The sequence below is a fragment of the Kribbella lupini genome (genome assembly GCF_039529595.1).
Lineage (GTDB): Bacteria > Actinomycetota > Actinomycetes > Propionibacteriales > Kribbellaceae > Kribbella > Kribbella lupini.
On the sequence record NZ_BAAANC010000001.1, the window covers coordinates 953,648 to 980,388 of the forward strand.

The following is a 26,741-nucleotide window of genomic DNA, read 5'->3' on the forward strand; positions in this document are numbered from 1 at the left end:
AGAACGGGTGCACAACTGGAGAGAGGCAGGTTTACCTGTGAGCCGAAAGACTGACCACACGGACACCACGAGCCTCGAGAACTTCCTCCGGCCGATCGTCGCGCAGTTCGGCTGCGACCTGGAGGACGCCGAGATCGCCCCGGCCGGCAAGCGCCGGCTGCTGCGGGTGCTGGTCGACCGCGACGGCGGGATCAGCCTGGACGACGTCGCCGACGTCACCCGCGCGATCTCCAAGGCGCTGGACGCCGACGACATCATGGGCGGCGGCGCGTACACCCTGGAGGTCTCCAGCCCCGGTGTCGACCGGCCGCTCACGCAGCCGCGGCACTGGCGCCGCAACCTGACCCGCCTGGTCGCGGTCACGCTCGAGAGCGGCGACAAGGTCACCGGCCGGGTCACCTCGGTGACCGAGGAGACCGCCGAGCTGGACGTCAAGGGCCGCACCCGCACGGTGAAGTTCGCCGACGTGGTCAAGGCCAAGGTCCAGATCGAGTTCAACCGGCCGGCCGGCAAAGACGAAGAAGTCCTGGAAGACCACGAAGAAGACGACGCCGAGGCTGCTGACGGCACGGTGGAGGAGAACTGATGGACATCGACATGGCCGTCCTGCGCTCGCTGGAGCGGGAGAAGGACATCGCCTTCGACGTCGTGGTGGAGGCGATCGAGCAGGCCCTGCTGGTCGCGTACCACCGGACCGAGGGCGCCCAGCAGCACGCCCGCGCGGAGCTGGACCGCAAGACCGGGCACGTCTCGGTGATGGCCCGTGAGCTCGACGACGAGGGCAACCTGGTCCGCGAGTACGACGACACCCCGGCCGACTTCGGCCGGATCGCGGCGACCACCGCCAAGCAGGTGATCCTGCAGCGGCTGCGCGACGCCGAGGACGAGGTGCGCTACGGCGAGTTCTCCGGCAAGGAGGGCGACATCGTGTCCGGCATCGTCCAGCAGGGCCGCGACCCGCGGTCGGTGATGGTCGACCTGGGCAAGATCGAGGCCGTGCTGCCGGCGCCCGAGCAGGTGCCGGGGGAGAAGTACGAGCACGGCTCGCGGCTGCGGGTCTACGTGGTCGGGGTCCGCAAGGGCTTCAAGGGCCCGCAGATCACCGTGTCGCGCACCCACCCGAACCTGGTCAAGAAGCTGTTCGCGCTGGAGGTGCCGGAGATCGCCGACGGCACCGTCGAGATCACCGCGATCGCCCGGGAGGCCGGCCACCGGACCAAGATCGCGGTCCGCACGCTGAACCCCTCGGTGAACGGCAAGGGCGCCTGCATCGGCCCGATGGGCCAGCGGGTGCGCAACATCATGCACGAGCTGCACGGTGAGAAGATCGACATCATCGACCACAGCGACGACCCGGCGACCTTCGTCGGGAATGCGCTGTCGCCGGCGCAGGTTTCATCAGTGGAGGTCGTCGACGCTGCCGCACGCGCGGCGCGGGTCGTCGTACCGGACTACCAGCTGTCGCTGGCGATCGGCAAGGAGGGGCAGAACGCCCGCCTGGCCGCCCGGCTCACCGGGTGGCGGATCGACATCCGGCCGGATACTGATGTGACTCGTGGGGACGAGAAGGTAGACTGACTTCTCGGTCGGTCGACTGAGTCGTCACCACACCCTGAGGAACTGTGACAGAAACTGCAGACGCGCGCCCTGAGAAGGTTCGGGAGCGTACTTGCATCGGGTGTCGGAAACGGGACAGTCCGACCGGCTTGCTGCGGATGACGGTGTCCGGAGGACGTGTCCTCCCGGATCCCGCGCATCGAGCACCCGGCCGTGGGGCGCACTTGCACCCGGTGGCCGAGTGTCTCGACCTCGCCGAGCGGCGCAAAGCGTTTCCCAGGGCCTTCAAGGTCCCGGGGCCGCTTGATCTGAGCCTCGTGAGGGCACAGGTCGAGAAGCAGTAGCACCAAGAGCACCACCAAGTGCGGCCGCCCGGCCGCCCGCGGCCATGAGCCGCGACGACATGAAGGCGGGTCATCGACTCATGACCACTCGATGAGTGTCGAACGATGAGTGCAATGCGATGAGCATGTACGTCAACTAACGGTCCGCGCCCCCAAGGCTCGGACCAGAGGGAGAGTAGTGGCAAAGGTCCGGGTCTACGAGCTCGCGAAAGAGCTCGGAGTTACCAGCAAGGTCGTCCTGACCAGGCTGAACGACATGGGAGAGTTCGTCCGATCGGCGTCTTCGACGATCGAGGCACCCGTAGTCCGTAGATTGGCGGAGGAGTTCGAGAAGAACCCGCCGAAGAAGCGCGCGGCCAAGAAGGCCGCCGCCAGCACGTCCGCTGCGCCGCAGGCGACCGCTCCGGTCACCCCGGCGGAGCCCGCCGCGCAGCAGGCAGCCCCTGCCCCCGCGGCACCTGCCGAGCGCGCCAGCGCGCCGGCTGCCGAGGCCGCTCCGGCCCCGGCCGCACCGAAGGCTCCCGAGGTCTCCGCCCCCGCGGCAGAGGCTCCGGCTGCTCCGGCTCCCGAGGCTCCGGCCAGGGAGACCAGCGCTCCGGCCGCGGGTGCCACTCCGGCACCGGCTCGCCCGGGTCCGCGTCCTGGCCCCCGGCCTGGTCCGCGCACCGAGGCTCCGGCCGCTCCGGCGACCGCCGAGCCGGCTTTCGAGGCTCCGGCCGCGCAGGCCACGCCGGCTGCTCCCGAGGCTCCGGCTGCCCCTGAGGCTCCGGCCGCCCCGGCTGCTCCGGCACAGGAGCGTCCGGCCGCTGCCGAGGCTCCGGCCGCTCGCGCACCGCGTGAGGACTCCCGTCCGGCACCGCGTCCCGGTACGCCGGGCGCCGGTCCGCGTCCGGGTTCGGCTCCCCGTCCGGGTGGCTCCGACCGTCCGGGCTCGAGCTCCGCGCCGCGTCCCGGTGGCGCACCCCGTCCGGGTGGCGCTCCGCGTCCCGGTGGCGGTCGTCCGGGTGGACCCGCGGCCGGTGGACCTGGTGGTCCCCGTCCGGGTGCTCCGCGTCCGGGCAACAACCCGTTCAGCTCGACCCAGGGCATGCAGCGCGGTGGCGCCCGTCCGGGTCAGGGCGGTGGCGGTTCGCAGGCACCGGCAGGCGCGAGCCCGGCCGGCATGCCCCCGCGCCCGCCGCAGGCCCGTAGCGGCGGCGGCAACGACCGCCCGCGTCCGGGCGGCGTACCGGGTGCTCCCCGGCCGAACCCGGCGATGATGCCGAAGTCCTCGGCCGGGACCTTCACCGGTCGTCCGTCCGCTCCGGCGGGTGGCGGCGGTGGCGGCCGTGGTCGCCCCGGTGGCGGCGGCGGTCCGGGTGGACCGGGTGCCGGTCCGCGCGGTGGCGGCGGTGGCGGTGGCGGCGGTTTCCGTCCCGGTGGTGGCCCGAGCGGTCCCCCCGGTGGTGGCGGCGGTCGTCCGGGCCCGGGCAACCGGGGCCGGGGCGGGACACAGGGTGCCTTCGGGCGTCCGGGTGGTCCGGCCCGTCGTGGTCGCAAGTCCAAGCGCGCCAAGCGCCAGGAATTCGACAACATGCAGGCTCCGGCCGTCGGCGGCGTGCGCGTCCGGCACGGCAACGGCGAGGTCGTCAAGCTCGCCCGCGGCGCCTCGCTGACGGACTTCGCCGAGAAGGTCGGCGCGGATCCGGCGTCGCTGGTGCAGGTGCTGTTCCACCTCGGTGAGATGGTGACCGCGACCCAGTCGGTCAACGAGGAGACCCTGCAGCTGCTCGGCACCGAGCTCGAGTACGACGTGCAGATCGTGTCCCCGGAGGACGAGGACCGCGAGCTGCTGCAGTCGTTCGACATCGACTTCGGCACCAACGAAGGCGACGAGGACGACCTGGTCAAGCGGCCGCCGGTCGTGACCGTGATGGGTCACGTCGACCACGGTAAGACCAAGCTGCTGGACGCGGTCCGCGAGGCGAACGTGGTCGCCAAGGAGGCCGGTGGCATCACCCAGCACATCGGTGCCTACCAGGTGACCACCGAGGTCGACGGCGTGCAGCGCGCGATCACCTTCGTCGACACCCCGGGTCACGAGGCGTTCACCGCCATGCGTGCCCGTGGTGCGCAGGCCACCGACATCGTCATCCTGGTGGTCGCGGCCGACGACGGCGTGATGCCGCAGACGATCGAGGCGCTGAACCACGCCCGCGCGGCCGGTGTGCCGATCGTGGTCGCGGTCAACAAGATCGACGTCCCCGCGGCGGACCCGACCAAGGTGCGCGGTCAGCTGACCGAGTACGGCCTGGTCCCCGAGGAGTACGGCGGCGACACGATGTTCGTCGACGTCTCGGCGAAGTCCCGGATCAACATCGACGGGTTGCTCGAGAGTGTCGTGCTGACCGCGGACGCGGCGCTCGACCTGCGGGCCAACCCGAACATGCCGGCCCAGGGCATCGCGATCGAGGCGAACCTCGACAAGGGCCGTGGTCCGGTGGCGACCGTGCTGGTGCAGCGCGGAACGCTGCGGGTCGGCGACTCGATGGTGGCGGGTCCGGCGTACGGCCGGGTCCGGGCGATGCTGGACGAGCACGGCGAACCGGTCGAAGAGGCCACGCCGTCGCGTCCGGTCCTGGTCCTCGGTCTGACCGCGGTGCCGGGCGCCGGCGACAAGTTCCTGGTCGTCGACGACGACCGGATGGCTCGCCAGATCGCCGAGAAGCGTGAGGCCCGGGCTCGTGCGGCGGCCAACGCCAAGCGGCGCGCGCGTCGTACCCTCGAGGACTTCATGGCCTCGATGGAGAAGGGCGAGACGCAGGAACTGCTGCTCATCCTGAAGGGCGACGTGTCCGGTTCGGTCGAGGCGCTGGAAGACGCGCTGGTCCGGATCGAGATCGACGACGAGGTCAACCTGCGCGTCATCGACCGCGGCGTCGGTGCGATCAACGAGAACGACGTCAACCTGGCGATGGCCTCGAACGCGGTCATCATCGGCTTCAACGTGCGGCCGGCGGGCAAGGCCGGCGACGTGGCCGAGCGCGAGGGTGTCGACATCCGGTACTACTCGGTGATCTACTCCGCGATCGACGACATCGAGGCGGCCCTGAAGGGCATGCTCAAGCCGATCTACGAAGAGGTCGTGCTGGGCCAGGCGGAGATCCGCGAGATCTTCCGCTCCTCGAAGGTCGGAAACATCGCCGGTTGCTGGGTGACCAGTGGGCTGGTCCGCCGCAACGCCAAGATCCGGTTGATCCGGGACGGTGCGGTGATCGTCGAGAACGGCGAGTTGTCGTCGCTGAAGAGGTTCAAGGACGACGCGTCCGAGGTCCGCGAGGGCTTCGAGTGCGGTCTGACGGTGAACAACTTCAACGACATCAAGATCGGCGACATCGTCGAGTCGTTCGAGCTGCGCGAGAAGCCGCGGAGCTGACAAAGAGTCGTCCGCCGGGATCCATCGGTCCCGGCGGACAGCTCGCGGAGTAACGTCCGGAGCGGCGGTGTCCCAGCCGCTGCTCCGGACGTTACGTATGAATGAGGGAGTGAGCCCGGATGGGTGAAGCAAGGGCGAAGCAGTTGGCCGACCGGATCCAGGTCCTGGTCGCGGAACTGCTCGAGCGCCGGGTCAAGGACCCGCGGCTGGGCTTCGTGACCGTGACGGACGCCAAGCTGACCGCCGACCTCGGCGAGGCCAGCGTCTTCTACACGGTGTACGGCGACGAGCAGGAGCGCGCGTCCACCGCCGCCGCGCTGGAGTCGGCCCGCGGGCTGATCCGCAGCGAGGTCGGCAAGGCGCTCGGCCTGCGGCGGGCACCGAGCGTGGCGTTCTTCCTGGACGCGATCCCGGAGAACGCCGGCCAGATCGCGGAACTGCTGGCCAAGGCCCGCCAGGCCGACGCCGAGGTGGCCAAGGCCGCCGCGGGCGCCAAGCCGGCCGGCGACGCCGACCCGTACAAGCGCCGCGAGGACGATGACGACGACGAGTGAGACGATAGTTGCCGACGGCATCGTTGTCGTCGACAAGCCGGCCGGGCTGACCTCGCACACCGTGGTCGCCCGGGTCCGGCGGCTGGCCGGCACCCGCAAGGTCGGGCACGCCGGCACGCTCGACCCGATGGCCACCGGCGTGCTGGTGGTCGGGGTCAACCGGGCGACCCGGTTGCTCGGCCACCTGCAGCTGGCCGACAAGTCGTACGACGCGACGCTGCTGCTCGGCGCGACCACGACCACGGACGACCGCGAGGGCGAGATCCTCGAGGTCGCGTCGGCGGACCTGCTGGCAGCGATCACCGACGAGGCGATCGCTGTCGCGGTCGAGGACTACCGCGGCGAGATCTCGCAGATCCCGTCGAAGGTGTCGGCGATCAAGGTCGACGGCAAACGCGCCTACGAGCGGGTCCGGGCCGGCGAGGAGATCGAGCTCAAGGCCCGCAGCGTCACGATCAGCCGGTACGACGTGCTGCAGATCCGGCGGATCGAGCAGGGCATCGAGGTCGACATCTCGGTGGACTGCTCGAGCGGGACCTACATCCGCGCGCTGGCCCGCGATCTCGGCGCGCAGTTGGGCGTCGGTGGGCACCTCACGGCGTTGCGGCGTACTCGGGTCGGCGGGTTCGACCTGTCCGCCGCGCACACGCTGGAGGCGCTGGGCGATGAGTTCGTGCTGCTGCCGATCGCCGAGGTGGCTGCGGAGACGTTCCCGCGCTTCGACGCGGACGCCGAGCAGGAACTCGCGATCCGCACGGGTCGGCCGCTGGCCGGCCTGAAGCTGGCCGAGGGAGAGACGGCGATGTTCGCGCCGGACGGGACTTTCCTGGCTTTGTACGCACCGCACGGTCCGCTCGCCAAGCCGAGTGCGGTCTTCGTCGGTTAACTGACAGTTCCCGCGGTGCCGTCGACCGTGACGGGTTTGCTGTCGTCCAGCAGGCTCATCGCGTCGGCGACGCCGACGACCGCGGGGATCCGTTGCTCGCGGGCGACGATCGCGGCGTGGGAGAGCGGACCGCCCACCTCGGTGACGACGGCGGCGACGACTCCGAACAGAGGAGTCCAGGCCGGGTCGGTGAAGTGGCAGACGAGGACGTCGCCGCGGCGGACGCGGTCGAAGTCCTCGGGACCGCGGACGATCCGGGCCGGGCCGGACGCCGTACCGGCACTGGCGGGTCTTCCGTGCAGCACCAGGCTCAGCCTTTCAACAGAATGTTGACAACAGTCTGTTGATGTTAGGCGATCAGGTCGGCGAAGGCCACCAGGTTGGCTTCGTAGATGTTCGACCTGGGATCGAGTCCCCCGCAGGTGATCAGGCGCAGGCCCGCGTGGTCGAGGTCGCCGTACACGGCGGCGCTGGGGAAGCCGCTCTTCGGGTACTGCCGGACGCGGCTCACCCGGAACACCGCCGGCGTCCGGTCCTGCCGGGTCACGGTGATCGTGTCGCCGGGCTTCAGCCGCGACAACCGGGCGAAGACGCCGGCCCGGCCGGACCAGCGCACGTGGCCGGCGATCACCGCCGGTCCGCGCTCGCCCGGCGCCGGCGCACCCGTGAACCAGCCGGCCGGAAAGCCGTTCGGCGGGACCTGCAGGGTGCCGTCGGACTTCAGGCCGAGCCGCATCAAGCTGGAGTCCACCCCGATCGCTGGGATCACGACCCGGATCGGGGTGGACCTCCGCGGCGAAGCCGGCTTCCCGCGTCCCTGGCCGGGGGATGATGGCCGGGGCGGTACGGCGGATGGCTTCGGGCGGAGCTGTGGGGTGGGCTTGCTCGCGGGCGTGCGGGTCGGCGTACCGGCGGTGGGTCTGGCCGGGGTGATCACGGTGGTGGTGGGCGCAGCGGTCCCGTCCGGTGCGACGCCGCTCGAGGGCGGGCCCGGCTGAATCGGCCCCGTGCCCGACTCAGAAGTGCACCCGGTCACCGTCAACGCGGCCGTCAGGAGCAGGACCGCTGCGCCGGTCCTCATGGGGTGGTGTCGCCGATCCAGCCGAACCAGGAGGTGGTCGGCGGGTCGAGCAGACACATCGACAGACCGGAGGCGTCGCCCGTTCCGACGGGGCCTTCCGGGGTTTCGGTGACCTGCGGGGGCCGGGGGGTGGCCGGAGGCTTCGGCGGGTTGGTCGGGGGCGTCGTGGGCGGTGAGGTCGGGGTCGAGGTCGGCGGACTCGTCGGAGGCGAGCTAGGCGGCGTCGTGGGGGGTGTGGTGGGTGGTGTTGTCGGGGGCGTCGTGGGCGGCGTCGTCGGAGGCGTTGTGGGAGGAGTTGTCGGCGGGGTTGTGGGTGGTGTTGTCGGAGGTGTGGTGGGCGGCGTCGTCGGAGGAGTCGTGGGCGGCGTTGTCGGCGGGGTAGTGGGTGGTGTTGTCGGGGGCGTCGTGGGCGGCGTCGTCGGAGGAGTTGTCGGCGGGGTCGTCGGGGGAGTGCTGGGAGGTGTGGTCGGGGGTGTGGTCGGTGGGATCGGCCGGCAGTTCGGTCGGGTGATGGTGTTCGTGTCCAGCGTCACGGCGCCGTTGCGGGCCAGCATGCGGCCGACGGCGGTGGCGCCGGTGTTCATCGTGATCGACGTCAGCGCGAGGATCGTTCCGCGGAAGCGGGTGGCCGTACCGAGGGTCGCCGAGCTGCCGACCTGCCAGAACACGTTGCAGGCCCGGGCCCCGTTGACCAGCACCACACTGCTGCTGGTCGCCGTGGTGAGTGTCGATCCGGCCTGGAAGACGAAGACGGCCCCCGCGTCCCCTTCGGCGTCCAGGGTGAGTGCGCCGGTGAGCCCCATCGAGGAGTCCGCCTTGTAGATGCCTCGAGTCAGTCGCTTGCCGCCCAGGTCGTCGGTGACCGGGGTCGGCGGCAGCTCGCCGGCCGCGACGTTGTACGCCGTGACGAGGTCCTGCTTCGCCTGCTGGGTGACGGCGTCGCCGGCGTGGTTGGTGCCGGTGATCGTCATCGTTCCGGTGCCGGTGATCGCCGGGTTCGGGAAGCTCCCGATGTCCCCGGTCAGCACGGTCGGGCCGGTGTTCGTGATCCCCGCCCCGGCCAGTACGACGAAACTCTCGGCGGTTCCGAGCGGTACTCGGACGGCGGCCGCCTCGGCGGTCCCGCCGGTGGCCAGCAGTCCGCCCGCGGAGACGACGAGTGCTGCCGCGACCGCCAGCGCACTCAGACGCAACCGGCCGGCAGCCCGTGCGGAAATGGAAGAGTTCATGATCGGTGCCATCCTCAGTCCCTCGATGCCGTGGCCTGGTCCGGTGACCGGCACGGCTTGTCGTCCCGAGCTTCGTGGTCGCGCAGGAGGATCAGCGGACGTCAGAACGACATCGAGCGACCCGGGCAGGTCCGGCCCGGTAACAGGACATCGGGAGACCGCCCCGAGCGGCAGAACGTCACTGGTTCCGCCCCGCCGGTGGCGTGTTCGCACCCCGTTCGATCAGCGCCGGCCCCGCAGGGCCGTGGGGCGCCGATCACAATCAGTTACTGAGGTTGACCGTAGGTTGCCGATCACCGGCTGTCAACGGCTCGATAGATGCAGTAGGCAACCAATACGATCGACCTCAACATTGTGTTGACAACAGTTTGTTGATGCCGGATGGTTCGGGGGTGCAGAGCAACGATCAGCAGCAGGCGGAGCGGGAGAGCCAGGCCCGGCGGGAGCTTCTCGCGCTGGGAGCGAACGAGTTGGAGCCCCGGCCGTGGCAGCCGGGACCGGTGCCGCCGACGGCGGTCGACCTCATCCAGTTCTTCCTGTGGAAGGGCGCCGATCAGGACGCGGCGCTGGCCGCGCTGAAGTTGTTGCCGGCGGCCAGGGCCGAGATCGACCAGCTGGAGACCAGCTTGCTGTTCGCGGCGCGGGGGCTCGGGCTGACGTGGGCGCAGATGGCCCAGGCGTTGGGGCTGAACTCGCCGCAGGCGTGCCAGCAGCGCCTGGACCGGCTCACCGCGCGACAGGGTGAGGCATGAGGTCGTCGGCGGAGCTGCTCGTGCTGCACGCCGTACGGCTGAAGGGGATGGGGGACGAGCAGACGATCGCGGGCCGGTTCGCGATCGATCCCGAGATGGCCCGTGAGCTGCTGCTCGACTACCAGGCCTATGGCTGGGTGACGTGGAGCGAGTTCGCCGGGACGGGCGGCTGGTCGCTCACTCCGGCCGGGCGCGTGGAGAACGAGCGGCGGCTGGCTGCGGAGCGTCAGGAGGCGGGCGACGCCGTACTGCGTGAGGTCTACCAGGAGTTCCTGCCCCTCAACGCGCGGCTGCAGCAGGCCTGCACGGACTGGCAACTGCGGCCGTCGCAGGACGACCCGATGGCGTTCAACGACCACACCGACCCGGCCTGGGACGCCCGCGTCGTGAAGACGCTGACCGCGTTGAGCCTGCGGCTGGACGAGCTGGTCGCGCGGTTGTCCGGCGTACTGGAGCGGTTGGGTGGGTACGACCTGCGGTTCGCCGACGCGCTCGGCCGGGTGCCGCGCGACAACACGTGGGTGGACGGGTCGGGCAAGGACTCCTGCCACACGGTCTGGTTCGAGCTGCACGAGGACCTGATCGCCACGCTCGGGGTCGAACGGGGTCAGTAAGCTGGAGGGGTGCGTTCGCGACCTACGTTGAGCTGGACCCCGGGTCCTGAGGTACTGGCGCTTGCACCCGGTACGGCGGACCTCGCGCCGGTGATCGAGACCGTGGCCGCGGGTGGTGCGGTCGTGCTGTCCGGGGCGGGGATCTCGACCGAGTCGGGCATCCCGGACTACCGCGGCGCGACCGGGAGTCTGCGGACGCACACCCCGATGACGTACGGCGACTTCGTCGGCAGCGAGGCGGGGCGCCAGCGGTACTGGGCGCGCAGTCACCTCGGCTGGCGGACGATCGCTCGCGCCGACCCGAACGACGGTCACCGCGCGGTCGCGACGCTGCAGGCGCGCGGCTACCTGAGCGGTGTGATCACCCAGAACGTCGACGGCCTGCACCAGGCGGCCGGCGCGCGCGACGTGATCGAGCTGCACGGGAACCTCGACCGCGTGATCTGCCTGGAGTGCGGCGACACCAGTCCGCGCGAGGAGCTCGACCGGCGCTTTCGCGCCGCCAACCCGGACTTCGAGGGGCAGGCGCTGCGGATCAACCCCGACGGTGACGTCGACCTGCCCGAGGAAACGGTCCGCGAGTTCCACCTGGTGCCGTGCCGCAACTGCGGGTCCCCGCTGCTCAAGCCGGACGTGGTCTTCTTCGGCGAGAACGTGCCGAAGCCGCGGGTCGACCGGTGCTACCGGTTGATCGACGAGGCCGAGTCGATGCTGGTCCTGGGCTCGTCCCTGACCGTGATGTCGGGCTTCCGCTTCGTCCGGTACGCCGCGAAGGCCGGCAAGCCGGTGCTGATCATCAACCACGGCATCACCAGGGGAGACCCTCTGGCCACCCACCGGATCGACCTGCCGCTGGGCCAGGCGCTGACGGAGCTCACCGCCGCCCTCGGCTGACCCGCCGCCGGCCGCATGCGAGCAGCAAAGCGCCGGGCCGGCCCACGCGTGAAGTGGGCCGGCCCGGCGTCCGCCGTACGGATTGGAAAGGGTCAGCGTTGCGCGCCGGTCCGTAGGCGGTCCAAGTGGGCCCGGTAGGCCTCCGGCAGGCTGGTCTTCGCGGCCTTGCTGCTCAGTTCGCGCGCCTGCCGCGCGAACCCGGCCTGTTCGTCCGCCGTCACCGTTTGCGGTGCGCCGGTCAGCAACTTCAAGGTCAGCGACGCGACGCCGGCCTGACCCTCGAACCGCGGGTGGTAGTTGAACGCCCGCAGCAGGTTGAGGTCCTTGCCCTGGATCCACGCTTGCCCGTCGGGGGCACAGGCGTCGTGCCCGGTCGACGGGCCGAAGGTGTCCAGGTAGAGCGCCCCGGCCGCCTTCGCCGCGTTCTCGGCCGCCTTGTTCAGCTCCTGCTCGATCGAGTACAGGTAGCCGTAGTCGCCGTCGGCGAACGGCAGGATGTCGGGGCAGGTGCCCTTCTCCGGTGCGATCTTCGGGTAGCCGATCAGCACGACAGTCGCCTTCGGCGCCTTCACCTTGATCGCCTTGGCGACCTCGGTGATCCGGGTCTGGGTCTTGGCGATGTCGGCCTTCAGCGTGTCGACGCCGTCGACGGTGAAGTGCTGCCGGCAGGGGGCGCCCTGGGCGTCGCTGTCGCGCAGCTTCGGGCAGGTGTCGATGATCCGGCCGAAGACGCCGAAGTCGTTGCCGCCGATCCCGAGCGTGACCAAGTCGGTGTCCGGCGTCAGCGCGTCGAACTGCGGCGCGGCCACGCCGAGCGCCGTGCTCTGCGGCTTGGTCATGTTCGTGGTGTCGGCGCCGCCGCAGCTGACGTCGGTGAAGCGGTAGATGTGCAGCATCCCGGCGAGCAGCTTGGGGTAGTTGCTGGTCGAGCGCAGGCAGCCCAGCGAGAGCAGCTCCGGCAGCGGGACCAGGGGTGCGGAGGTGTAGGAGTCACCGAGCGCGACGTACTTGCTGTACGACGCCTTCGGCGCGACCGGGGACCGGTCCGGGGCGGCCGCCTGAGCGGGGCCGGTGACGGACAACGCGCCGAGCGTGGCCAGCGCGGTGAACGCCGCGACCGCACGAGAAAGCTTCACGTGACCTCCGAGGAAGTGGCAGTGCGGCCCACAGTAAGTTGAGTGACCGGCCGATTACAAGGGGTGACCGGGGACCTGGTGCACCGGGCCCGGAGCTTTCGTGGAATCCTTGCGCCTATGCGTGTCTGGCACGGTTTGGACGAGGTGGGCCCTGACTACGGTCCGTCGGTCGTCACCATCGGCAACTTCGACGGCGTGCACCGCGGCCACCAGGAGGTGCTGGCGCACGCCCGCGCGCGGGCCGAGCAGCTCGGTGGGCTGCCGGTGGTCGCGCTCACCTTCAACCCGCACCCGATGGCGGTGCTGCGTCCCGACAAGGCGCCGGCGACGATCAGCGAGCCCGAGGAGCGCGCCCAGCTGCTCTGCGACGCCGGTGCCGACGCGGTGCTGATCCTGCCGTTCGACAAGGAGACCTCGAACTGGTCCCCGCAGGAGTTCATCGACCGGGTCCTGGTCGGCACCCTGCACGTCAAGGCCGTCGTGGTCGGCGAGAACTTCCGGTTCGGCCACAAGGCCGCCGGGCACGTCGACACCCTGGTCGAGGCAGGCGCCGCGGCCGGGTTCGAGGTCGAGGGTCTCGCGCTGCGTGGCGAGGACCAGCCGTGGTCGTCGACGTACATCCGTGAGCTGATCGCGGCCGGTGACGTCGAGCAGGTCGCGGCGGCACTGGGCCGCCCGCTGCGCGTCGTCGGCACGGTGATCGAGGGCGACAAGCGCGGCCGCGAGCTCGGGTACCCGACCGCCAACATCCCGGCCGAGTCCGGCTCCGCGATCCCGCTCGACGGCGTGTACGCCGGGTGGCTGCGGGTGCTCGAGCCGGCGCCCGGCACTCCGGCGTACGGGGAAGCCTTCCCCGCCGCGATCAGCGTCGGCAGCAACCCGACCTTCGACGGGATCGACCGGCGGGTGGAGTCCTACGTGCTGGACCGCGACGACCTGGAGCTGTACGGCTCCCGGGTCGCGGTGGACTTCGTGGCCCGGCTGCGGGGCTCGCAGATCCGCTTCGACACGATCGAGGCGCTGCTGGTCCAGATGAAGACCGATGTGGACCAGGCGCGGCAGCTGCTGACCGGCGGCACCACGCCGGGCACGGGGGATTAGGGCGGCTTGTCCACAGGCTGATACTCTGGACGCTGCCGTCTGAACGGCCGCGGATCGAGAGTGCCCGGGTGACAAAAGCCCCGGTGCGCCGCGCAACGGACATCGAGAGGATCAATAGTGTCGTCTGCCAATCCTGAGGCGAAGAAGAAGATCATCGGCGAGTACGCCCTGACCGAGGGCGACACCGGTTCCCCCGAGGTCCAGGTCGCGCTGCTCACGCACCGCATCGCCGACCTGACCGAGCACCTGAAGGAGCACAAGCACGACCACCACAGCCGTCGTGGCCTGCTGCTCCTGGTCGGTCAGCGTCGCCGGCTGCTGAACTACCTGGCGAAGAAGGACATCAACCGCTACCGGTCCCTGATCGAGCGGCTGGGCCTGCGCCGATGACGTCGTGAGAAGCGGCCACCGCACTCCGGTGGCCGCTTCTCGCGTATCCGTGCCCCGGTCCTACCGGGGCCTGGAACACAACTGAACAGCTAAAACGACAACGAGACGACGCGACCCGCGTACCGGGACGACGACCGGTCCTCGGTAGTGGCTTTCGGGACGCAGACCGTCCCGCGAGCCTCGATCGAAGACCGGCACACCCCCGGAGCCCGCGCCTCACGTCGTCTCAGAGTGAGAGAGGGGTATCCCGTGTCGGGATCCACCAACGCGCCCATGGAGGGCGCACAGTACGCCGAAGCCGTGATCGACAACGGCAGCTTCGGCACCCGCACCATCCGCTTCGAGACGGGCCGTCTGGCCCAGCAGGCCGCCGGCTCGGCCGCCGCCTACCTCGACGGCGACACGATGGTGCTCTCGGCCACCACGGCCAGCAAGAAGCCCAAGGACCAGTTCGACTTCTTCCCGCTGACGGTGGACGTCGAGGAGCGGATGTACGCCGCCGGCCGCATCCCGGGCTCGTTCTTCCGTCGTGAGGGTCGTCCCTCCGAGGAAGCCATCCTGACCTGCCGGCTGATCGACCGCCCGCTGCGGCCGTCGTTCGTGTCCGGCCTGCGCAACGAGATCCAGGTCGTCATCACGGTCCTGGCGCTCAACCCGGACAAGCTGTACGACGTGCTGGCGATCAACGCCGCGTCGATGTCCACCCAGATCGCCGGGCTGCCGTTCTCGGGCCCGATCGGCGCCACCCGCGTCGCGCTGATCGACAAGCAGTGGGTCGCGTTCCCGACCCACACCGAGCTCGAGGACGCCGTGTTCGACATGGTGGTCGCGGGTCGCGTCACCGACACCGGTGACGTCGCGATCATGATGGTCGAGGCCGAGTCCACCCCGGGCACCTTCGACGCCGTTGCCGCCGGCAAGCAGGCGCCGACCGAGGAGATCGTGGCCGAGGGCCTCGAGGCCTCGAAGGGCTTCATCAAGACGCTGGTCGAGGCGCAGGCCGCGCTGGCCGCCGCCGCGTCCAAGCCGACCGGTGAGTTCCCGGTGTTCCCGGAGTACCAGGACGACGCGTTCGCCGCCGTCGAGGCCGCTGCCACCGAGGAGCTGTCGCAGGCGCTCACGATCGCCGGCAAGCACGACCGCGAGGAGGCCACCGACGCCGTCAAGGCCGCCGTGGTCGCCAAGCTGGCCGAGTCCTTCGAGGGGCGCGAGAAGGAGCTGTCCGCGGCCTTCCGCTCGCTCACCAAGAAGCTGGTCCGCCAGCGCGTGCTCAAGGACAAGGTCCGCATCGACGGCCGTGGCCTGAGCGACATCCGTCCGCTCAAGGCGCAGGTCAAGGTGCTGCCGCGGGTGCACGGCTCGGCGCTGTTCGAGCGCGGCGAGACCCAGATCATGGGTGTCACCACGCTGAACATGCTCCGGATGGAGCAGCAGCTGGACACGCTGTCGCCGGAGACGCGCAAGCGCTACATGCACAACTACAACTTCCCGCCGTACTCGACCGGTGAGACCGGCCGGGTGGGCTCGCCGAAGCGTCGCGAGATCGGCCACGGCGCGCTCGCCGAGCGCGCCCTGGTGCCGGTGCTGCCGTCGCGCGAGGACTTCCCGTACGCGCTGCGTCAGGTCTCCGAGGCGCTCGGCTCGAACGGCTCGACCTCGATGGGTTCGGTCTGCGCCTCGACGCTGTCGCTGCTGTCGGCCGGTGTGCCGCTGAAGGCGCCGGTCGCGGGCATCGCGATGGGCCTGATCTCCGGTGAGGTCGACGGCAAGACCGAGTACGTCGCGCTGACCGACATCCTGGGCGCGGAGGACGCGTTCGGCGACATGGACTTCAAGGTCGCCGGCACGAAGGACTTCGTCACCGCCCTGCAGCTGGACACCAAGCTGGACGGCATCCCGGCCAGCGTCCTGGCCGGTGCGCTGACCCAGGCCAAGGAAGCCCGCCTGACCATCCTGGACGTGATGTCGAAGGCCATCGACGCCCCGGGTGAGATGAGCGAGTTCGCGCCGCGGGTCATCTCGGTGAAGGTCCCGGTCGACAAGATCGGAGAGGTCATCGGCCCGAAGGGCAAGATGATCAACCAGATCACCGACGAGACCGGTGCCGACATCTCCATCGAGGACGACGGCACGGTGTACATCGGTGCGACGGACGGCCCCTCGGCCGACGCGGCGCGCGCGATGATCAACGCGATCGCCAACCCGACCATGCCGGAGAAGGGCGAGCGCTACCTGGGCACGGTCGTGAAGACGACCAACTTCGGGGCGTTCATCAGCCTGCTGCCGGGCAAGGACGGTCTGCTGCACATCTCGAAGCTGCGTGGCCTGGCCGGTGGCAAGCGGGTCGAGGCCGTGGAGGACATCCTCTCGGTCGGCCAGAAGCTGCAGGTCGAGATCGCCGAGATCGACGACCGGGGCAAGCTGTCGCTGATCCCCGTCATCGAGGGCGAGGACGGCGACAAGGCCGAGGAGAAGGCCGACGACAACGAGGCCGCTGCCGCCGAGTGAGTCGAGCCACCACCAGCACGCTGCTGAGCCCGGAGGAGGGCGGTCCCGTCAAACGGACCGTCCTGCCCTCCGGGCTCCGCGTGCTCTCCCAGTCCGTACCGGGCTTCCGCTCGGTCACCTTCGGCGTGTGGGTCGGGGTCGGTTCGCGCGACGAACCGGTGCAGCTGTCCGGCGCCACGCACTTCCTCGAGCACCTGCTGTTCAAGGGCACCGAGCGCCGCGACGCGCTGGAGATCTCCGCGTCGCTGGACGCCGTCGGCGGGGAGATGAACGCCTTCACCGGCAAGGAGTACACCTGCTACTACGCGCGGGTGCTGGACTCCGACCTGCCGCTGGCGGTCGACGTGATCTGCGACATGATCACCTCCGCCACGCTGACGCCGGAGGACGTCGAGTCCGAGCGTGACGTGATCGACGAAGAGATCGCGATGCACGCGGACGAGACCTCCGACCACATCCACGACCTGTTCGCCGAGCAGCTGTGGGGCTCGACACCGCTCGGCCGCTCCATCACCGGTACGCCGGAGTCGGTGGCCGGGCTGAGCCGCCGTCAGGTGGTCGGCTGGTATCGGCGCCGCTACCGCCCGGAGAACATCGTCGTCTCGGTGGCCGGCAACGTGGAGCACGCCGACGTCGTTCGCCTTGTCCGCAAGGCGTTCGAGCGGCACTGGGTCACCGGCGAGGCCGAGCCCGCGCCGGTCCGGATCGGATCGGGTCGCCGGCTTCCGACGTACGGGGGAGTGCGGGTCCACCACCGTGACGTCGAGCAGGCGCACCTGGTGCTCGGGATGCCGGGCCTCGTGCGCAACGACGAGCGGCGGTACGTCGCCGGGGTGCTGCACGGGATCGTCGGCGGCGGCATGTCGTCGCGGCTGTTCCAGGAGGTCCGCGAGAAGCGCGGGCTGGCGTACTCGGTGTTCACCTTCGGATCGGCGTACGCGGACACCGGCATGGTCGGCGTGTACGCCGGCTGCCTGCCGAAGAAGGCGCCCGAGGTCCTGGATGTCGTCCGCGCCGAGCTGAGCACGCTCGCCGCCGGCGGCATCACGCCCGACGAACTGCTCCGCGGCAAGGGCCAGATGCGCGGCTCGGTCGTGATGGGCATGGAGGACACCGGCGCCAAGATGACCCGGATCGCCAAGGCCGAGCTCGTGTACGGCGAACTGCCGACCGTGGACGAGATCCTCGAGCGGATCGACGCGGTCACCCTGGACGACGTCCACCAACTGGCCGCCGAGCTGTACGCCGGCACGCCGGCCCTGACGGTCATGGGCCCGTTCGACGAGGACACCCGCCAGTTCGATCTGTGAGTGACGTATCGTTGCTTTCAGCGATACGTCACTCGTTATCTGCCTCTGGATTCGCTGAACAGAATCACATCGCACTTAACGGCCTTCGTGTCCCGCCGGTTCGCCGGCTGGGACTTCGGCCTGCGATGAAAGAGGACCGTGATGTCCACCTGGGAAGCGCTCCGGGACTCCGTTCGTACTGCTGGTGAATCACTCGGCGACGCCGTCCGCTGGGCGCGTGGGTGGTTGGTCGTGTCGGCGGTTCTGCTGCTGGCACAGGCCGCCTTGCCCGCGGCGCAGGTGGTGTTCCTGGAGCGGCTGGTCGACCAGCTGTCGGCCGGGCAGACGGCGTGGGGGCCGTTGCTGGGACTGACGACGGTCGTCGGCGCGATGTACCCGCTCGGGCAGATCGGGCTGGCGGCGACGCAACGCATGGGCCTGTGGCTGCGGCTTCGGTACCGCACGGATCTGGCGCACGCCGCCGCTCGACTGACGCCCAGCCGGCTGGCGCGGGCCGACGTGACGACGGACCTGGAGGCCAGCCAGGCGGCCACTGCGGTGATGGATGTGGTGGCGGGCCGGGCCTTGCAGGTGCTGGGTGCGGGGATCACCTCGGTGGTGCTGTGCGCGGTGGTGTGGGAGATCAACCCGGTCTCGGGCCTGCTGGTTCTCGCCGCGCTGGTGCCGACCGTCCTCGCCTTCACCGGCATCTCGCGGATGGAGGCGCGCGGTTGGCCTACGGTTGCCGCGGCCGACCGGCGGGCGACGTACGCCACCGAGCAGCTCGTCCAGCAGCGCCCGGGGACCGAGCTGGCCGTGCTGGGCACGGGCGGGAAGGTCGCCGACCTGATCGTCGTACGCCGGACCGAGGCGACCGGCGTCCTGGACCGGATGATCGGCCGGGCGATGCTGTGGGAGCTCGCGGCCGCGCTGGCCACTGCCGCGCTCTTCGGCGCGGCCCTCGTGGCGCTCGTCCGAGGCGGCGCGTCCGGAGCCGGTACAGCGGCGGCTGTGGCGGGCACGATCTCGGGGCTGAACGCGATTCGCCTGTGTGGGTACGCGTTCGGGACCATCATCACCGCGACTCCGCAGGCGCGGATCTACCGGCGCTTCGTCGCCTCCGTCCCGCCGACCGCCCCGCAGGTCGTCGTCCGCGACGTCGGATCGCTCGAGCTGGACCGCTTGAGCTTCACCTATCCCGGCGCCGACCGGCCCGCGCTGCACGACGTGTCCATCCACGCCGAACGGGGCGAGATGATCGCGCTGGTCGGAGTCAACGGCGCCGGGAAGACAACCGCGGTCAACGCGCTCGTCGGCATGCTGACGCCGTCCGCCGGGCGGGTGCTGCTGGACGGTCGCGACGCTGCCGACCTGACCGAGCCGGAGCGCCTCGGGCACTTCGGCCTGCTGGTGCAGGAGTTCGGCAAGTTCGAGTTCAGCCTGCGCGACGTGGTCGCGCTCGGGGCTCCCGAGCCCGTCACCGACGACGCCGTACGACGTGCGCTCGCGTCGGCGCAGGCCGAGTCGTTCACCCGGCGACTGCCGGGCCTGGACGCGCAGCTGGGCCAGCAGTGGGGCGGCACAGGGATCTCGGGCGGCCAGTGGCAGCGACTCGCGCTGGCCCGGATCCACCTGCGCGGCGCGGGGGTCTGGATCCTCGACGAACCGACGTCCGCGATCGACGCCGAAGCGGAGCGCGAGATCTTCTCCGAGCTGCGCCGGACCCGGCACGAGCGGATCACCGTCGTGGTGTCGCACCGGGCCTGGACGTTGCGGGACATGGACCGGATCTACGTGCTCGACGACGGGGTCGTCGTGCAGCAGGGCCGGTACGACGAGTTGCTCGCGATGGACGGCGGCCGGTTCGCGGAGATGTTTCGGGAGCAGGCGAAAAAGTGAGGTGTCATCTGATGACTTGGGGCTGGCGGGCGGGCTATGGTCGAGGTTGACGCCCGTGACGCTCCCGGGTGCTCTGAGGTCTTCTCTGACCGTCTCTCCGAGTAACTTCCTTGTTACGTCAGACGTTTTTGTTGCTGACAACGTTGACATGCGCAGTAACGACCAGCCAACATGGCGACCACATTCCGCCCGCCCTAGCGGCCCTCCGCCGAGGAAGTTGGTTCGACCGTGCGACGTACGACTGGTGTTGTGGGGGTGACGCTGGGCCTTGCGCTGGTGCTCGGCGCCTGTGGTGACGGGAACGGCGGAGGTGGGGACGGCGGCGCCGGCGGTGGCGCGAAGAGCGCCGTGATCGCGATCGCCGCCGACCCGCTGGAGTACATCAACCCGCTGAACGAGAACGGCAGCCCGGGGATCCAGATCGCCCAGGCGGTCTTCGCGCCGCTGGTGGCGACCGACCCGGCCACCGGCAAGACCGTCAACGTGCTGGCCGACTCGGTCACGCCGGACAAGACCAGCCAGACCTGGACGGTCAAGCTCAAGCCGGGCAACACGTTCCAGAACGGCCAGAAGCTGACCGCCAAGGACTACGTCGACAGCTGGAACCTGACCGCCCAGGGCTCGACCGCCTGGAAGAACAACGGGTTCTTCTCCAAGGTCGAGGGCTACGAGGCGCTCAACCCGCCGACGCCGGACGGCGCCACCCCGAAGCCGACCTCGGTCAAGACGCTCAGCGGCCTGAAGCAGGTCGACGACCTGACCTTCTCGATCAAGCTCAAGGTGCCGTTCTCCCAGTTCGGCCTGACCCTGCAGTACCTCGGCCTGGCGCCGCTGCCGGAGGAGGTCCGCAAGGACCCCGACGCCTACAAGCGCAAGCCGATCGGCAACGGCCCGTTCAAGCTCGACGGCGCCTGGAACCCCGGCGACGACATCAAGCTGGTCAAGTGGGACGGCTACAAGGGCCCGAACGCCCCGGAGGCCGACGCGCTGACGTACCGGTTCATCCCGAACGCCGACACGGCGTACAACGAGTTCCTGGCCGGGACCGTGGACTTCGTGGACGTGCCGCCGACCAAGGTGAAGACGTTCAAGACCGACGCGCCTGACGGCTGGGTGACGGCGGAGCCTTCCGGCGCCAACTACCTGACGATCCCGGCCTGGGACGCGCGGTTCAAGAACCCCAAGCTGCGGCACGCGATCTCGATGGCGATCGACCGGAAGGCGATGGCCGACCTGGTCGGTCTGTCGACGCCGGCCAGCGGCCTGATCGCGCCGGACATCAACGGCTACCGCGCCGACGCCTGCAAGTACTGCGCGTTCGACGCGACCGCGGCCAAGCAGCTGCTCCAGGAGGCCGGCGGCTTCTCCGGCCAGCTGAACATCAACTACAACACCACTTCCGCGACCGGACAGATCTTCGCCGAGGCGATCGGCAACATGCTGCGGCAGAACCTCGGTCTGGACGTCAAGTACACCGGTAAGCAGGGCTCGGAGATCACCACGCTGGCCGACACCCGCAAGCTCGACGGCCTGCGGTTCTCCGGCTGGGGACACGACTACCCGTCGATCGAGGACTACCTGACGCCGATGTTCAAGTCCTCGGGTGACGCGAACTTCGCCGGCTACAGCAACCCAGCCCTGGACGCCGTCCTGGCCAAGGGCGACTCCGAGCCGGACCCGGACAAGGCGATCAAGCTCTACCAGCAGGCCGAGGACATCGCGCTCGAGGACATGCCGCTGATTCCCCTGTACACCAAGCAGAACGCCTACCTGCACTCCGCGAAGATCGAGCCGCGAGTGTCGAAGTACACCGGCGTCCAGGCGCTGTACTCGACGTTCAAGTGACCCGGTTCGTTCTCCGCCGGATTCTGGCGGCCGTGCCGATCGGCCTGATCGTCACGCTGGGGGTCTTCGCGCTCGTGTTCGCGATGCCTGGAGACCCCCTGCGGGAACTGGCCGGTGACAAGCCCATCCCGGCCGCGGTGCTCGCGGCCAAGCGGGCCCAGTTCCACCTCGACCAGCCGTTCGTGGTGCAGTACCTGCTGTCGATGAAGGACATCTTCACCGGCCATTTCGGTACGACGTTCGCCGGCGCGGACATCGCCGACCAGCTCCGGCTGCGGATCCCCGTCACGCTGAAGCTGGCCACGATGAGCCTTGCGCTGCAGTGGATCGCGGGCATCCTGTTCGGCCTGTACGCCGGGTTCCGGCGCAACGGGGTGGTCGACCGGATGCTGCTGCTGTCCACGTTGGTCGTGCTCGCCGTGCCGGGACTGGTGCTGTACTTCGCGGGGCAGTACGTCTTCGGTGTCGAGCTCAAGTGGTTGCCGGTCTCCGGAGCCGCTGACGGCTGGCCGATCGCGTACCTGCTGCCCGCGGTCTGCATCGCGATCTCCGGTTTCGCCGGGATGGCGCGGCTGACCCGGACGTCGATCGTGGACACCGCGAACGCCGACTTCGTGAAGACCGCCCGGGCGAAGGGCCTGGGCGAGCAGCGGATCCTGTGGCGGCACGTGCTGCCGAACGCGTTGCTGCCCGTCGTCACGCTGATGGGCATCGACTTCGCCGGGATCTTCGCCGGCGCCGTGCTGGCCGAGTCGATCTTCAACCTGCCGGGGCTGGGGCAGTTCATGTTCTCGGCGATCCGGTTCAAGGAAGGCGGGGTGGTGGTGCTGCTGTCCACGCTGGCCTTCGTCATGTTCATCGTCATCAACCTGATCGTCGACATCGTGTACGGCGCGATCGATCCGAGGGTGCGCAATGTCTGAGGCCCAGCAGGTCTTCGGGACCGAGACGGCCGACCTCGAAGGCCGGACCCTGTCCAACACCGAGCTGCTCCGCGCGCTGCTGCGCAAGCCGCAGTTCGTGCTCTGCACCGTGCTGGTGCTGACGTTCTTCGTGATGGCCGCGGTCCCCAAGCTGTTCACCCGGGTCGACCCGCGGTTCTGCGAGCTCGGCAAGACCCAGCACGGTCGCGAGCCGGGCCACCCGTTCGGCTTCGACATCCAGGGCTGCGACTACTTCGCGAACGTGATCTACGGCGCCCGGCCGTCGGTGCTGGTCAGCCTGGTCGCGGGGGTCGGCGGGTTCGTGGTGGCCGGCATCCTCGGTCTGCTCGCGGGCTACTTCCCGGGCGCCGTCGACACGCTGATCTCACGGGTGGCCGACGTGCTGTTCGCACTGCCGGGGCTGATCGCGCTGATCGTGATCCTGAACTCGGTGCCGAACCGCAGCATCTGGATCATCGTCGCGATCATCCTGGTCACCGGCTGGCCGCAGGGCATGCGGGTGATGCGGTCGACGGTCTTCTCGGTGCGCAACCGTGAGTACGTCCTGGCGGCGCGGTCGGTCGGCGTCCCGCCGTTGCGAATCTTGCGCAAACACGTGTTCCCGAACGCGATGGCGCCGTTGCTGGCGATGACCACGCTGGGCATCGGGGGTCTGGTCGGGCTCGAGGCGGTCCTCACCTTCCTCGGCGTCGGGCTGCAACCGCCGTCGATCTCCTGGGGTTCGCAGTTCGGTGTTGCGGCGGCGTACCGCGACACCCCGCACCTGTTCATCTGGCCGGCGCTGTTCATCTCGACGATGACGATCTCGTTCATGATCATCGGCGACTCGATCCGCGACGCCCTCGACCCGAAGTTGATGCGATGAAAAGCACGGGCGAAGTGTTGTTGCAGGTCGAGGATCTGAGCGTCGAGTTCGACACTCCGCACGGGACCGTGCGGGCGGTCGACGGGGTCTCGTGGGAGGTGCACGCGGGGGAGACGCTGGCGATCCTGGGGGAGTCCGGTTCGGGGAAGTCGGTGTCGACGCAGGCGCTGACCGGCATCTTGGAGATGCCACCGGGGCGGATCGTCTCCGGTACGGCGAAGTACCGCGGGGACGACCTGATCACGATGTCGGTCAAGGAGCGCCGCCGGATCGTCGGGGACCGGATCACGATGGTGTTCCAGGACTCGTTGTCCGCGCTCAACCCGGTGCAGTCGGTCGGCAAGCAGATCGCCGAGTGCTACCGGGTGCACCGCGGGATGTCCAAGAGTGACGCGATGAAGCGGGCCGCGGAGATGCTCGACCAGGTGCGGATCCCGGCCGCGGCCAAGCGGGTCAACGACTACCCGCACGAGTTCTCCGGCGGGATGCGGCAGCGCGTGATGCTCGCGATGGCGCTCGCGCTCGACCCCGACGTCCTGATCGCGGACGAACCGACGACCGCCCTCGACGTCACCGTGCAGGCGCAGATCCTCGAACTGATCGCGGAGCTGCAGGCCGAGCGGGACATGGGCGTCGTCCTGATCACCCACGACCTCGGCGTGGTCGCGGACGTCGCCGACAACGTCGTCGTGATGTACGCCGGGCACGTGGTCGAGCGGGCCGCCACGGCCGCCGCGCTGGAGCAGCCGATGCATCCGTACACCGAGGGCCTGCTCGGCTCGATGCCGTCGGCGGACCTGAAGGGGCAGGAGTTGCCGACGATTCCCGGTACGCCGCCGTCGCTGCGGGCGATCCCGTCCGGGTGTGCGTTCCGGACCCGGTGCAAGCTCGCGATCGAGGAGTGCGCGCACGAGGTCCCACCGCTGCTGACCGTCGCGCCGGGCCGCGACGCGGCCTGCATTCGCCGTACCGTGTTGAAGGAGGCCGTCGGATGAGCGACGAGTTGCTGGTAGCAACGAATCTGGTGAAGCACTACGACATCAGCCCGGCGCTCTCGTTCGGCACCAAGACGCTGGTCCGGGCGGTCGACGGCGTGGATCTCGTGCTGCGCAAGGGCGAGTCGCTCGGGATCGTCGGCGAGTCCGGGTGCGGCAAGTCGACGCTGGTCCGGCTGCTGGCCGCGTTGGAGAAACCAACCGAAGGCGAGCTGCTGTACGACGGTGTCGACGTCGCCGGGCTGAAGGGCCGCGCGCTGCGGCGCTGGCGGCGCAACGTCCAGGTGGTCTTCCAGGATCCGTACTCGAGCCTGAATCCGCGAATGCGCGTCGGCGAGATCGTCGCCGAGCCGCTCGAGGTGCACCCGGACGTCTCGCGCGGCACGGACATCCGCAAGCGGGTGCGCGAGCTGCTGGAGCTGGTCGGGCTGCGGGCTGAGGACGAGACGAAGTTCCCGCACCAGTTCTCCGGGGGCCAACGGCAACGGATCGGGATCGCGCGGGCGATCGCGCTCAACCCCGACGTGCTGCTGTGCGACGAGCCGGTGTCGGCGCTCGACCTCTCCGTGCAGGCGCAGGTGGTCAACCTGCTGATGCGGCTGCAGCGAGAGCTCGGGCTGAGCATCATCTTCGTCGCGCACGACCTGTCGGTGGTTCGGCACGTGTCCGACCGGGTGGCCGTCATGTACCTGGGCAAGGTGGCCGAGCTGGGGCAGCACCACGAGGTGTACGACGTACCGGCGCACCCTTATACACAAGCGCTTCTGTCGGCCGAGCCCGGTCTCGCCCGGGCGGGTGGGCGGCGGCGGATCGTGCTCGCCGGGGACCCGCCGTCGCCGGTGTCGCCGCCGTCGGGGTGCCGGTTCCACACCCGATGCCTGCAGGCGGAGGCGAAGTGCTCGGTCGACGTACCGGAGTTGCGGGTGCTCGAGTCCGGTCAGCAGGTGGCGTGCCACTTCGCCGAAAAAGCGCAGGCGAGTTTTGCCGCGGGCGTGGCATCCTGACCGCGTGCGAGTGCTGATCGAGCCGCGACCGCGGGACGACCTGGGGCTGGTGCTGCTGCTCGACCTGGCGCTGAAGGAGCTCTTCACGCGGTACCCGGCGAGCACGTCGCACCCGGTCGATCCCGCCACGTCCTTCCTGGTCGCCGACCACCAGGGCGACGCGGTCGGCTGCATCGGCCTGATGCCGGTGGTCGAGGGGGTCGGTGAGATCAAGCGCATGTACGTCCGCCCGGACCAGCGCGGCCGGGGCATCGCCCGCCGGTTGATCGGCTCCGCCGAGGCCCTGGCCCGCCACCGCGGTGCGACGACGCTTCGCCTGGCCACCGGCAGCCGCCAGCCCGAGGCGATCGCCTTGTACGAGTCGCTGGACTACCGGCCGGCTCCGGCGTACGGGAAGTACGTCCACGAGCCCACCGCCCTCTGCTACGCCAAGTCGCTGAACTAGCCGCATTTTCCCCGTTAACCCCCACCGTTGTGGGTTCTCTGTGTCGATGAGGGCAGTGAACCCACAACGGCGGGGGTTCACCTGCGAAATGGGGAGTGGGTCGGGGAGCACGGTGTGGGGGGAGCGCGAGGTGGGGGGAGCGCGAGGTGGGGGGGCGGGAGCGGTGGGGGCGGGGTGGATGGGGAACGCCGGAGCAATGAGATCCTTGGCCGGTCGGACTGGTGTCGAAAGGGTGCGGATGATCAAGGTCGGGGTGTTGGGGGCCAAGGGCAAGATGGGCGCCCAGACGTGTCTGGCGGTCGAGGACGCGGACGGGCTGGAGCTGGTGGCCCGGCTCGACCAGGGAGACGACCTGGAGGAGCTGGCGAAGGCCGGTGCTCAGGTGGTCGTCGACTTCACCCGGCCCGAGGTCGTGATGGACAACCTGGCCTGGTGCATCGGCCACGGGATCAACGCGGTCGTCGGGACGACCGGGTTCGACGAGGAGCGGCTGGCGACGTTGCGCGGGCAGCTGGACAAGAGCCCGGGGACCGGCGTGCTGATCGCCGCGAACTTCTCGATCGGCGCGGTGCTGATGATGCAGTTCGCCGCGAAGGCGGCCAAGTACTACGAGTCGGTCGAGATCGTCGAGCTGCACCATCCGGACAAGGTCGACGCGCCGTCGGGGACGGCACGCCGTACGGCGGAACTGATCGCCGCGGCCCGGCGCGAGGCCGGTTCCGGACCGATCCCCGACGCGACCACGACCGGGCTCGACGGCGCCCGCGGGGCCGACGTCGAGGGGATCCGGGTGCACGGCATCCGGCTGCGCGGACTGGTCGCGCACCAGGAGGTCCTGCTCGGTGACGTCGGCGAGACGCTCACGATCCGGCACGACTCGATGCACCGGGAGTCGTTCATGGCCGGCGTCCTGCTCGGCGTCCGGCGGATCGTCGACACCCCGGGGCTGACCGTCGGCCTCGAGCACTTCCTCGAACTCGACTGATGACCGATC

At 69.9% G+C, this 26,741-nt stretch carries 26 protein-coding genes; 22 read left to right on the top strand and 4 right to left on the bottom strand.

The window, feature by feature from the left end; translation table 11 throughout:
- Window positions 1-37: 37 nt before the first annotated feature.
- The 6 genes from rimP to truB all read left to right on the top strand — a co-directional run bounded on the left by rimP (window position 38) and on the right by truB (window position 6,756).
- On the top strand, window positions 38-586 hold the full coding sequence (gene rimP / locus ABD235_RS04315; RefSeq protein WP_344169671.1) for a ribosome maturation factor RimP: 549 nt from the start codon (window positions 38-40) through the stop codon (window positions 584-586).
- Window positions 586-1,578, top strand: a complete 993-nt coding sequence (gene nusA / locus ABD235_RS04320) for a transcription termination factor NusA (RefSeq protein WP_344169674.1) — start codon at window positions 586-588, stop codon at window positions 1,576-1,578. Before rimP ends, nusA begins: the two co-directional genes overlap by 1 nt.
- 44 nt (window positions 1,579-1,622) lie before the next feature.
- Window positions 1,623-1,901 carry a YlxR family protein gene (locus ABD235_RS04325; RefSeq protein WP_344169677.1) on the top strand — a complete coding sequence of 93 codons (279 nt, stop codon included), beginning with the start codon at window positions 1,623-1,625 and terminating at the stop codon, window positions 1,899-1,901.
- Between the two features lie 178 nt (window positions 1,902-2,079).
- The gene (infB, locus tag ABD235_RS04330; RefSeq protein WP_344169680.1) at window positions 2,080-5,316 is read left to right on the top strand and encodes a translation initiation factor IF-2; all 3,237 of its coding nucleotides are present in this window, start codon (window positions 2,080-2,082) and stop codon (window positions 5,314-5,316) included.
- Between the two features lie 119 nt (window positions 5,317-5,435).
- Window positions 5,436-5,870 carry a 30S ribosome-binding factor RbfA gene (gene rbfA, locus ABD235_RS04335; RefSeq protein WP_344169682.1) on the top strand — a complete coding sequence of 145 codons (435 nt, stop codon included), beginning with the start codon at window positions 5,436-5,438 and terminating at the stop codon, window positions 5,868-5,870.
- Window positions 5,854-6,756 carry a tRNA pseudouridine(55) synthase TruB gene (gene truB / locus ABD235_RS04340; RefSeq protein ID WP_344169685.1) on the top strand — a complete coding sequence of 301 codons (903 nt, stop codon included), beginning with the start codon at window positions 5,854-5,856 and terminating at the stop codon, window positions 6,754-6,756. Before rbfA ends, truB begins: the two co-directional genes overlap by 17 nt.
- On the opposite strand, the gene ABD235_RS04345 is transcribed toward truB, so the two are convergent.
- Complete coding sequence (locus ABD235_RS04345; protein WP_344169688.1) at window positions 6,753-7,061, bottom strand: PEP-utilizing enzyme; 309 nt, start codon at window positions 7,059-7,061, stop codon at window positions 6,753-6,755. The two genes, truB and ABD235_RS04345, sit on opposite strands and share 4 nt — an antisense overlap.
- A 44-nt stretch (window positions 7,062-7,105) precedes the next feature.
- Window positions 7,106-7,690, bottom strand: coding sequence for a class F sortase (locus tag ABD235_RS04350; protein WP_344173654.1), 585 nt, complete (start codon window positions 7,688-7,690; stop codon window positions 7,106-7,108).
- On the opposite strand from ABD235_RS04350, the gene ABD235_RS04355 reads away from it, so the two are divergent.
- Window positions 7,632-7,754 carry a hypothetical protein gene (locus ABD235_RS04355; RefSeq protein ID WP_344173724.1) on the top strand — a complete coding sequence of 41 codons (123 nt, stop codon included), beginning with the start codon at window positions 7,632-7,634 and terminating at the stop codon, window positions 7,752-7,754. The two genes, ABD235_RS04350 and ABD235_RS04355, sit on opposite strands and share 59 nt — an antisense overlap.
- A 79-nt stretch (window positions 7,755-7,833) precedes the next feature.
- Here ABD235_RS04355 and ABD235_RS04360 read toward each other — a convergent pair whose 3' ends face one another.
- A complete protein-coding gene (locus tag ABD235_RS04360) occupies window positions 7,834-9,066 on the bottom strand; it encodes an ice-binding family protein (RefSeq protein ID WP_344169691.1) in 1,233 nt (410 codons plus the stop codon).
- Between the two features lie 374 nt (window positions 9,067-9,440).
- Between ABD235_RS04360 and ABD235_RS04365 the strand changes: the two genes are divergently transcribed.
- The 3 genes from ABD235_RS04365 to ABD235_RS04375 are packed head-to-tail and all read left to right on the top strand — an operon-like array spanning window position 9,441 to window position 11,326.
- Window positions 9,441-9,818, top strand: coding sequence for a hypothetical protein (locus ABD235_RS04365; protein ID WP_344169694.1), 378 nt, complete (start codon window positions 9,441-9,443; stop codon window positions 9,816-9,818).
- The gene (locus ABD235_RS04370; protein WP_344169697.1) at window positions 9,815-10,432 is read left to right on the top strand and encodes a transcriptional regulator; all 618 of its coding nucleotides are present in this window, start codon (window positions 9,815-9,817) and stop codon (window positions 10,430-10,432) included. The genes ABD235_RS04365 and ABD235_RS04370 overlap by 4 nt, the downstream gene beginning before the upstream one ends.
- A gap of 9 nt (window positions 10,433-10,441) precedes the next feature.
- The gene (locus ABD235_RS04375; protein ID WP_344169700.1) at window positions 10,442-11,326 is read left to right on the top strand and encodes an NAD-dependent protein deacetylase; all 885 of its coding nucleotides are present in this window, start codon (window positions 10,442-10,444) and stop codon (window positions 11,324-11,326) included.
- A 92-nt stretch (window positions 11,327-11,418) separates the two neighbouring features.
- Here the strand turns inward: ABD235_RS04375 and ABD235_RS04380 are convergent, their stop codons facing one another.
- Window positions 11,419-12,462, bottom strand: a complete 1,044-nt coding sequence (locus ABD235_RS04380) for an SGNH/GDSL hydrolase family protein (protein WP_344169703.1) — start codon at window positions 12,460-12,462, stop codon at window positions 11,419-11,421.
- 117 nt (window positions 12,463-12,579) lie between these two features.
- Between ABD235_RS04380 and ABD235_RS04385 the strand changes: the two genes are divergently transcribed.
- The 12 genes from ABD235_RS04385 to dapB all read left to right on the top strand — a co-directional run bounded on the left by ABD235_RS04385 (window position 12,580) and on the right by dapB (window position 26,732).
- The gene (locus ABD235_RS04385; RefSeq protein ID WP_344169706.1) at window positions 12,580-13,563 is read left to right on the top strand and encodes a bifunctional riboflavin kinase/FAD synthetase; all 984 of its coding nucleotides are present in this window, start codon (window positions 12,580-12,582) and stop codon (window positions 13,561-13,563) included.
- Window positions 13,564-13,680: 117 nt separating this feature from the next.
- Complete coding sequence (gene rpsO, locus ABD235_RS04390; RefSeq protein ID WP_012920573.1) at window positions 13,681-13,953, top strand: 30S ribosomal protein S15; 273 nt, start codon at window positions 13,681-13,683, stop codon at window positions 13,951-13,953.
- A 273-nt stretch (window positions 13,954-14,226) separates the two neighbouring features.
- The gene (locus ABD235_RS04395; protein WP_344169709.1) at window positions 14,227-16,461 is read left to right on the top strand and encodes a polyribonucleotide nucleotidyltransferase; all 2,235 of its coding nucleotides are present in this window, start codon (window positions 14,227-14,229) and stop codon (window positions 16,459-16,461) included.
- The gene (locus ABD235_RS04400; protein WP_344169712.1) at window positions 16,458-17,771 is read left to right on the top strand and encodes a M16 family metallopeptidase; all 1,314 of its coding nucleotides are present in this window, start codon (window positions 16,458-16,460) and stop codon (window positions 17,769-17,771) included. The genes ABD235_RS04395 and ABD235_RS04400 overlap by 4 nt, the downstream gene beginning before the upstream one ends.
- Window positions 17,772-17,912: 141 nt before the next feature.
- Entirely contained in the window at window positions 17,913-19,649 is a 1,737-nt protein-coding gene (locus tag ABD235_RS04405; protein ID WP_344169715.1) for an ATP-binding cassette domain-containing protein, read from the top strand.
- A 255-nt stretch (window positions 19,650-19,904) separates the two neighbouring features.
- Window positions 19,905-21,494, top strand: coding sequence for an ABC transporter substrate-binding protein (locus tag ABD235_RS04410; protein ID WP_344169717.1), 1,590 nt, complete (start codon window positions 19,905-19,907; stop codon window positions 21,492-21,494).
- Window positions 21,491-22,417, top strand: a complete 927-nt coding sequence (locus ABD235_RS04415) for an ABC transporter permease (protein WP_344169719.1) — start codon at window positions 21,491-21,493, stop codon at window positions 22,415-22,417. The genes ABD235_RS04410 and ABD235_RS04415 overlap by 4 nt, the downstream gene beginning before the upstream one ends.
- Window positions 22,410-23,303: an ABC transporter permease gene (locus tag ABD235_RS04420; protein ID WP_344169722.1), complete on the top strand. Its 894-nt coding sequence runs from the start codon at window positions 22,410-22,412 to the stop codon at window positions 23,301-23,303. The genes ABD235_RS04415 and ABD235_RS04420 overlap by 8 nt, the downstream gene beginning before the upstream one ends.
- The gene (locus ABD235_RS04425; protein ID WP_344169725.1) at window positions 23,300-24,298 is read left to right on the top strand and encodes an ABC transporter ATP-binding protein; all 999 of its coding nucleotides are present in this window, start codon (window positions 23,300-23,302) and stop codon (window positions 24,296-24,298) included. Before ABD235_RS04420 ends, ABD235_RS04425 begins: the two co-directional genes overlap by 4 nt.
- The gene (locus tag ABD235_RS04430; RefSeq protein WP_344169728.1) at window positions 24,295-25,302 is read left to right on the top strand and encodes an ABC transporter ATP-binding protein; all 1,008 of its coding nucleotides are present in this window, start codon (window positions 24,295-24,297) and stop codon (window positions 25,300-25,302) included. The genes ABD235_RS04425 and ABD235_RS04430 overlap by 4 nt, the downstream gene beginning before the upstream one ends.
- 4 nt (window positions 25,303-25,306) lie before the next feature.
- Entirely contained in the window at window positions 25,307-25,747 is a 441-nt protein-coding gene (locus tag ABD235_RS04435; protein ID WP_344169731.1) for a GNAT family N-acetyltransferase, read from the top strand.
- Between the two features lie 238 nt (window positions 25,748-25,985).
- Window positions 25,986-26,732 (top strand): 4-hydroxy-tetrahydrodipicolinate reductase, encoded by a 747-nt coding sequence (gene dapB, locus ABD235_RS04440; protein WP_344169734.1) that lies wholly within the window; start codon window positions 25,986-25,988, stop codon window positions 26,730-26,732.
- Window positions 26,733-26,741: the final 9 nt, after the last annotated feature.

Excerpts from the sequence above, each read along its gene's own strand:
- ABD235_RS04425 (WP_344169725.1), top strand. The coding sequence starts at position 23,300 with ATGAAAAGCACGGGCGAAGTGTTGTTGCAGGTCGAGGATCTGAGCGTC.
- rbfA (WP_344169682.1), top strand. The coding sequence starts at position 5,436 with ATGGGTGAAGCAAGGGCGAAGCAGTTGGCCGACCGGATCCAGGTCCTG.
- nusA (WP_344169674.1), top strand. The coding sequence starts at position 586 with ATGGACATCGACATGGCCGTCCTGCGCTCGCTGGAGCGGGAGAAGGAC.
- truB (WP_344169685.1), top strand. The coding sequence starts at position 5,854 with ATGACGACGACGAGTGAGACGATAGTTGCCGACGGCATCGTTGTCGTC.
- ABD235_RS04360 (WP_344169691.1), bottom strand. The coding sequence starts at position 9,066 with ATGAACTCTTCCATTTCCGCACGGGCTGCCGGCCGGTTGCGTCTGAGT.
- ABD235_RS04405 (WP_344169715.1), top strand. The coding sequence starts at position 17,913 with ATGTCCACCTGGGAAGCGCTCCGGGACTCCGTTCGTACTGCTGGTGAA.
- ABD235_RS04385 (WP_344169706.1), top strand. The coding sequence starts at position 12,580 with ATGCGTGTCTGGCACGGTTTGGACGAGGTGGGCCCTGACTACGGTCCG.
- ABD235_RS04430 (WP_344169728.1), top strand. The coding sequence starts at position 24,295 with ATGAGCGACGAGTTGCTGGTAGCAACGAATCTGGTGAAGCACTACGAC.
- ABD235_RS04365 (WP_344169694.1), top strand. The coding sequence starts at position 9,441 with ATGCCGGATGGTTCGGGGGTGCAGAGCAACGATCAGCAGCAGGCGGAG.
- ABD235_RS04420 (WP_344169722.1), top strand. The coding sequence starts at position 22,410 with ATGTCTGAGGCCCAGCAGGTCTTCGGGACCGAGACGGCCGACCTCGAA.
- ABD235_RS04370 (WP_344169697.1), top strand. The coding sequence starts at position 9,815 with ATGAGGTCGTCGGCGGAGCTGCTCGTGCTGCACGCCGTACGGCTGAAG.
- dapB (WP_344169734.1), top strand. The coding sequence starts at position 25,986 with ATGATCAAGGTCGGGGTGTTGGGGGCCAAGGGCAAGATGGGCGCCCAG.
- ABD235_RS04395 (WP_344169709.1), top strand. The coding sequence starts at position 14,227 with ATGGAGGGCGCACAGTACGCCGAAGCCGTGATCGACAACGGCAGCTTC.